The 6,783-nt window shown below is 72.8% G+C and carries 4 protein-coding genes; 3 read left to right on the top strand and 1 reads right to left on the bottom strand.

Going from position 1 to position 6,783, the window contains the following annotated elements:
* Window positions 1-55 precede the first annotated feature (55 nt).
* Entirely contained in the window at window positions 56-2,371 is a 2,316-nt protein-coding gene (locus tag B9S58_RS02320; RefSeq protein ID WP_258044158.1) for an amino acid adenylation domain-containing protein, read from the top strand.
* A gap of 46 nt (window positions 2,372-2,417) precedes the next feature.
* Here the strand turns inward: B9S58_RS02320 and B9S58_RS02315 are convergent, their stop codons facing one another.
* On the bottom strand, window positions 2,418-3,971 hold the full coding sequence (locus B9S58_RS02315) for a ricin-type beta-trefoil lectin domain protein (protein WP_103530476.1): 1,554 nt from the start codon (window positions 3,969-3,971) through the stop codon (window positions 2,418-2,420).
* Window positions 3,972-4,077: 106 nt separating this feature from the next.
* Here B9S58_RS02315 and B9S58_RS02310 point away from each other — a divergent pair, with 106 nt between their 5' ends.
* Window positions 4,078-5,493 (top strand): aspartate ammonia-lyase, encoded by a 1,416-nt coding sequence (locus B9S58_RS02310; RefSeq protein ID WP_103530475.1) that lies wholly within the window; start codon window positions 4,078-4,080, stop codon window positions 5,491-5,493.
* Window positions 5,494-5,596: 103 nt separating this feature from the next.
* Window positions 5,597-6,283: a DUF402 domain-containing protein gene (locus tag B9S58_RS02305; protein ID WP_103530474.1), complete on the top strand. Its 687-nt coding sequence runs from the start codon at window positions 5,597-5,599 to the stop codon at window positions 6,281-6,283.
* Window positions 6,284-6,783 lie beyond the last annotated feature (500 nt).

Below are 6,783 nucleotides of genomic sequence, written 5' to 3'. Positions count from 1 at the left end.
GGACACGGCCGGACCGGACCTCGGCCCCGAGGGCCCCGACGTCGGCCCGGACCTCGTGCTGACCGCTGACGGAGCCGCGCTGGACGCCCGCTCGCTGCGGCTCGTCGCCCGGGTGCTGCGGGGCGAGCTGCCCCCGGAGGCGGTGTCGCCGCTCGACGGGCCGCGCCCCCCGGGGGCCCGCCCGGACCTTCGTCTGGACGAGGAGACCCGGCGCCTCGCCTCGGCGCTCGCGCTGACCGCCGGGCGGCACGAGGGCGCGGTCTCGGTGCGCGTCGCCGTCCCCGTACCGGCCCGGGACCGGCCTCGGTACGCGCTGGGGGCGCTCGACGGGTACGCGGTGTTCGGGGCGGACCTGTCGCCCGGCCGTACGGTCGCCGACCTGATCGCCACCGAGCCGGTCGTCCCGGCGGAGGGCGACGAACCGCCCGCGCTCGGCCTGGTGGCGGATGAGGAGGGCGGGCCGGCCACGCTGCCGACCGGCCCCGGCCGACTCCCCGTGCCGTGCCGTCAAGTGAGACGCGTACAAGACGCGTTGCTGACCAGCCCGTCCAGCACACCGCTCGCTGCGCTGGATCCGCTGAGTGAGGCCGAGTCCGCGCTGCAACTGGCCCTGGGAGCACCGCGCACGACCCCGGCCCCCCGATCCCGCCCCCTCCGCATCGACGAGGTCTTCGCCGCACAGACCGCCATCCGCCCGGACGCCCCCGCACTCACCGCCGGGCCCACCACCCTCTCGTACGCCGAACTGAACGACCGGGCCGAAGTGCTGGCCGACGGGTTGTACGCCCACGGCGTCCGCCCCGGTGACCTCGTCGGTCTCTGCCTTCCCCGCTCGACCGACCTGGTGACAGCGATGCTCGGCGTCCTGAAGGCGGACGCCGTCTACGTACCGCTGGACCCGGAGCATCCGGCGGACCGCCGGGAGCGCACCGCGCGGGACGCGGGGGTCCGGCTGACGGTCGAGGACCCGGCCGTCCTCACCGGCCACCCGCGCCGCTCCGCCACGGAACGGCAGGAGGCCGATGCCCCCGCGTACGTGATCCACACCTCGGGCTCGACCGGCCGTCCCAAGGGGGTCCTCGTCCCGCACGCCAATGTGACGGCCCTCGTCGACGCCGTCCGCGACGACTTCGCCCTCTCCCCCGGCGACACCTGGACGTGCTTCCACTCGGCGGCGTTCGACTTCTCGGTGTGGGAGATCTGGGGCGCGCTGCTGACGGGCGGGCGGCTGGTGGTCGTGGACCACTGGACCTCGCGCTCACCGGAGGACTTCCACGCGCTGCTGGTCCGGGAGCGGGTGAGCGTGCTCAGCCAGACCCCGTCGGCGTTCACCCAGCTCGCGGCGGCCGACCGGGCGGCCGGCGGGCTGTCCGCACTCCGGCTGGTGGTGCTGGGCGGCGAGCCGCTGGACGCCCGTCCGCTGCTGGACTGGTTCGACCGGTACCCGGAGGACCGCTGCCGCCTGGTCAACATGTACGGGATCACCGAGACCACGGTCCATGTCACGGCGGCCACGGTGACCCGCCGCGAGGCGCTCGCCGGATCGCGGTCGGTGGGACGGCCCCTGCCGGGCTGGTCGGTGCGGGTCCTGGACCCACGCGGGCGGCCGGTGCCTCCGGGTGCGCCCGGGGAGATCCAGGTGGGCGGGGCGGGCGTGGCGCTCGGCTATCTGAACCGGCCCGCCCTGACCGCCGAACGCTTCGTCCCGGACCCGCACGGGGCCGGGCGGCTCTACCGCAGCGGGGATCTGGGGCGGCTGCTGCCCGACGGGACCCTGGAGCATCTGGGCCGGATCGACGACCAGGTGAAGGTGCGGGGCTTCCGGATCGAGCCGGGCGAGATCCGGCACGTGCTGCTGGAGGACCCGGCGGTGTCGGCGGCGGCGGTCACCGTGAGCGGCGGCGAGGGCGGGGACGCGGCGGGCGTGCGGATCGACGCGTATGTGGTCCCGGCCCCGGGGTCGGGCGAGGGTCCCGGCCCCGTGCGGGAGCGGGCGGCCCGGCTGCTTCCCCCGCACATGGTGCCCGCGACGGTGACCGTGCTGCCGGCCCTCCCCCTCACCGCGAACGGCAAGCTGGACCCGGACCGGCTGCCCGCGCCCGGAGCGGGCCGGCCCGCGAGACCCGCACCTCCAGCACCCGAGGCTCCCGACGCCCCGGCCGCCGTCCTCGCCGGTATCTGGCGGGACGTCCTCGGCGTCGAGGCGGTCGGCCCGGACGACGACTTCTGGGACCTGGGCGGCAATTCGCTGTACGCGATCCGGATCGGCACGCTCGCCCGGGAGCGCGGTCTGCCCGGAGTGCCGCTGCGTCAGCTGTATCTGACGCCGACGCTGGGGGCGCTGTCCGAGGCGCTGGCTCGGGAGGCGTGACGAAGGGGCGGCCGCGCCACGGCGGCCGCCCCTTCGCACGCGGTGGTTACACGAAGCGCTGCTTCGCGCTGCCGTCGCACGTCTGGAGCCTGAGCGGGTCCTTGGCCCCCGCCAGCGTCAGACACAGGCCGGTCGCGGCGGCCGGGCGGACGGTGCCGGCCTGCTGGACGAACTTCTGGTTGGCCGCGCCCGAGCAGTTCCACACGATGAGCGTGGCGCCGGGGTTGTACTCGGCGCCCGGCACGTCCAGGCAGCGGTCGTGGCTCAGCGCGGTGCGGGCCGTCTGGGAACCGGCGTCGTACCACCAGTTCTGGTTGCGCCCGCCGTGGCAGTCCCAGCCGCCGATGGCCGTGCCGTTACGGGTGACCGAGGCGGGCACGTCCACACAGGTGCCGGTCGCCTCGTTCTTCAGCGGGGTGAACAGGTCGTCCCAGGCAGCGCCCGTCAGGACCGGGTTCCCGGTGCTCGCCGGGTCGGCGCAGCTCGCCTCGCGCAGCCCGGATTCGTACAGTTGGGTGAGGCAGCTGGCGAAGGCCCGGTGACCGGCCGCGTTGGGGTGGAAGGACTGCCGGACCGAGTTCTCGTCGGGCAGGCCCGGCTTGCTCAGGTCGATGTAGAGGCCTCTGGCCCAGGCGCTCTCGGTGCAGACCTCGTGGCCGTGGAAGAGCCTGGAGTTGTCGAGGTAGGAGGCCCCGGTGGTGGCGGCGGCCTTGCGCATGCCGACCTGGAAGGCGGGCACGGCGGTGTTGCGGCCCCAGACGGTGTCGGAGTCGTAGCCGAGTCCGCCGCAGATCAGCTTGCCGGGGAACTTCGGGTTGTCGCGGAAGTCCGGGCCGATCGGGCTCGGGTAGCCCATCAGGACGAGCTTGTAGTCGCTGTTCGCGTACCCGGCGTCCGTCATGACGGTGCGCAGGTCGCGGACGGTCTGCTCGACCTTGGGGACCAGTGCGTCCACCCGGGCCTGCCAGCCGCCCGCGTACTTCGGCTCGCAGGGGCCCTGGAGGCTGATGTAGCGGACCACGCAGTCGGTCATGACCGGGCCGAACTGGAGGTCGTCGTTGGCCCCGGCGACCAGGACGATCATCTTGATCCGGGTGTTGCGGGCCTTGATCGCGAGGCTGTCGCTCTGTACGAGCTCGTCGGCGTACTGCTTGTTTCCGCCGATCTTGATGTTCCCGGTATAGGCGCCGGAGCACGAGACGTTGTACGTGACGTCGGCCGCGATGCCCGTGCGGTGGATGGCGGCGTCCGGAGAACGGTGGCACCAGTTGTCCGGCCCGTTGGTGCCGGGGTCGTAGGTGCCGACGCCCTCGCCGGAGATCTCGCTGTCGCCGAGCGAGATCAGTCCGGTCCTGCGGTCGCCGAGCGGCCGCTCGGCGGGGCTCCCGTACAGCTGGGTGGCCTCGGCGGCCCGGACGGCTTCCAGCGCGGGCGGGAGAGGGGTGGATGCGATAGAGCTGGTACCCGACTCCGTCGCGCCCGCGGGTCCGGCGGCGGCCATACCGCCGACGGCTGCCGCGAGAGCGACGGTGGCTGCGACCGTACAGCGGAGCCGGCGAAGGCTTCGGAGCCCTCGAAGTCTGGTGCTGGTGCGCCTCATTGTGCCTCCCGGTAAGTGGTTACCCACGGTATTTACTGGCCGGTAGGCGACTTGGGAATACATAGAACAAGAGAAGTGCTCATCTTTTTCAGGAGGTTTAAACACCATGGACGACACGTCAGGTGCCACATCCGGCGACAACGGGTTCCGGACCGAGCACGACTCGATGGGTGAGGTGAGGGTCCCCGCAAGCGCCAAGTGGCGTGCCCAGACCCAGCGGGCGGTGGAGAACTTCCCCGTCTCGGGGCAGCGTCTGGAGCGGGCGCACATCGAGGCGCTGGCCCGGATCAAGGGCGCGGCGGCCAAGGTCAACGCCGAGCTGAAGGTACTGGATCCGGACATCTCCGCCGCGATCCAGGAGGCCGCGGCCGAGGTCGCGTCGGGCCGCTGGGACGAGCACTTCCCGGTCGACGTGTTCCAGACGGGTTCGGGCACCTCGTCCAACATGAACACCAACGAGGTGATCGCCACCCTCGCCACCGAGCGACTCGGCCGCGAGGTCCACCCCAACGACCATGTGAACGCCTCCCAGTCGTCCAACGACGTCTTCCCGTCCTCCATCCACATCGCGGCCACCGCCGCCGTCACCGCCGACCTGATCCCCGCCCTTGACCACCTGGCGGAATCCCTGGGGCGGAAATCGGCCGAATTCGCGGAGGTCGTGAAGTCCGGCCGTACACATCTGATGGACGCCACCCCGGTCACCCTCGGCCAGGAGTTCGGCGGCTACGCGGCGCAGATCCGCTACGGCGTGGAACGGCTGCGCGCATCGCTGCCCCGGCTCGCCGAACTGCCCCTGGGCGGTACGGCGGTGGGCACCGGCATCAACACCCCGCCCGGCTTCTCCCCGGCCGTGATCGCGGAGGTCGCGGACGCCACCGGGCTGCCGCTCACCGAGGCCCGCGACCACTTCGAGGCGCAGGGCGCGCGGGACGGCCTGGTGGAGACCTCGGGCCAGCTGCGCACCGTCGCCGTCTCCCTGACGAAGATCTGCAACGATCTGCGGTGGATGGCGTCGGGCCCGCGCACCGGACTCGCCGAGATCGCGCTGCCCGACCTCCAGCCCGGCTCGTCGATCATGCCGGGCAAGGTCAACCCGGTGATCCCCGAGGCGGTCCTGATGGTCGCGGCGCAGGTCACCGGCAACGACGCGACGGTCGCCACGGCCGGCGCGGCGGGCAACTTCGAGCTCAACGTGATGCTCCCGGTCATCGCGAAGAACCTGCTGGAGTCCGTACGGCTGCTGGCCAACGCCTCCCGGCTGCTGGCGGACCGAACGGTCGACGGCATCACCGCCGACGTGGAGCGGGCCCGCGCCTACGCCGAGTCCTCGCCGTCCGTGGTGACCCCGCTCAACAAGTACATCGGCTACGAGGAGGCGGCGAAGGTCGCCAAGAGGTCCCTCAGGGACGGGACGACGATCCGCGAGACGGTCCTGGCCTCGGGCTACGTGGAGCGCGGAGACCTGACGCCGGAGCAGCTCGACGAGGCGCTGGACGTGCTGCGGATGACGCGTCCGTGAGGGCGGGGCGGGGCGCCCGGTGACACCTGGGGGTGCCCGGCGGATCAGAACCGGGTGACCTGAGTCGCAGCGGGCCGGTGGGAGCGCTCCGTAAGATCCCTCCATGACAGGTACGGGAGAGTACGCACGCTGGGCGCCGGGGGACCGGATCCTCTGGCGCTACCGCGACAACGGCCGGGCCCACCGGACAGCCGGCGCCCCGCCCGTGCACATCTGCCGTCCGGTGACCGTCGTCCAGGACACCGACGAGCTGCTCGCCGTCTGGATGGCGCCCGGCACCGAATGCGTGCGGCCGGTGCTGGCCGACGGCACCCAGGTGCACGCCGAGCCACTGGCCACCCGCTACACCGCGCCGCGCACCACGGCCCGCTCGACCTGGTTCGGCTCCGGGGTGCTGAAGCTGGCCCGGCCCGGGGACCCGTGGTCGGTGTGGCTGTTCTGGGACCGCGGCTGGATGTTCCGCAACTGGTACGTGAATCTGGAGGAGCCCCTGACCCGGTGGTCCGGAGGGGTGGACTCCGAGGATCACTTTCTCGACATCTCCGTGAACCCCGACCGGAGCTGGAAGTGGCTCGACGAGGACGAGTTCGCACAGGCGCAGTACGTCGGCCTGATGGACCGGGAAACCGCGCGGCGGGTCCGGGAGGCGGGCCTCGCGGCGGTCGAGGTGATCACCGGGTGGGGGTCGCCGTTCCGGGACGGCTGGGAGCACTGGCGGCCCGATCCGCGGTGGCAGGTGCCGCCGCTGCCGGATGACTGGGACCGCACCCCTGCCCGTATGCCGTCGTGAGACCCTGGAGAGACCCTTCGGGCGGTCCGGTCGGCAGGCCCGGCCGCATGAAGGGACGAGCGCCGCAACCAGCGGGCACCACACCGGAACTGACCACAAGTCATCACACCGGTCGTGCGGAGCGACGGGCCACGGACCCGGACGTTCCGCTCGGTCGCGGGAGCCATCACGAGGGGGTGGAGACGTGCACGCTGTCCGCTGCCCGCTCGGCGCGTCCGCCGCCGGAGGGGTCGCCTGTCGGCCATCTCCGCGGCGCTCGGTTTCGGCCCTCTTATCGGGGGCATCCGGTGACAGCCGTTGTTCTTCCCGCGCTTGCCGGGGCACAGTAGCGCCCCACGAGGCGACTGCCTCATACAACCGGCCCGGACGGACGGAATCCCACGCGTGACGGAGCACCCCACCTCCCACGAAGGCCGGCAGCCACTGGCGGCCCGGCAGCAGGAGCGCACCCGGCCCCGGAAGCAGGACGCCGCGGCCGCGGCGTCCTGCTTCCGGGGCCG

The sequence above is a fragment of the Streptomyces sp. SM11 genome (assembly GCF_002910905.1).
Taxonomy (GTDB): domain Bacteria; phylum Actinomycetota; class Actinomycetes; order Streptomycetales; family Streptomycetaceae; genus Streptomyces.
This window is presented reverse-complemented; position numbering and strand designations above follow the sequence as displayed.

Excerpts from the sequence above, each read along its gene's own strand:
- B9S58_RS02315 (WP_103530476.1), bottom strand. The coding sequence starts at position 3,971 with ATGAGGCGCACCAGCACCAGACTTCGAGGGCTCCGAAGCCTTCGCCGG.
- B9S58_RS02310 (WP_103530475.1), top strand. The coding sequence starts at position 4,078 with ATGGACGACACGTCAGGTGCCACATCCGGCGACAACGGGTTCCGGACC.
- B9S58_RS02305 (WP_103530474.1), top strand. The coding sequence starts at position 5,597 with ATGACAGGTACGGGAGAGTACGCACGCTGGGCGCCGGGGGACCGGATC.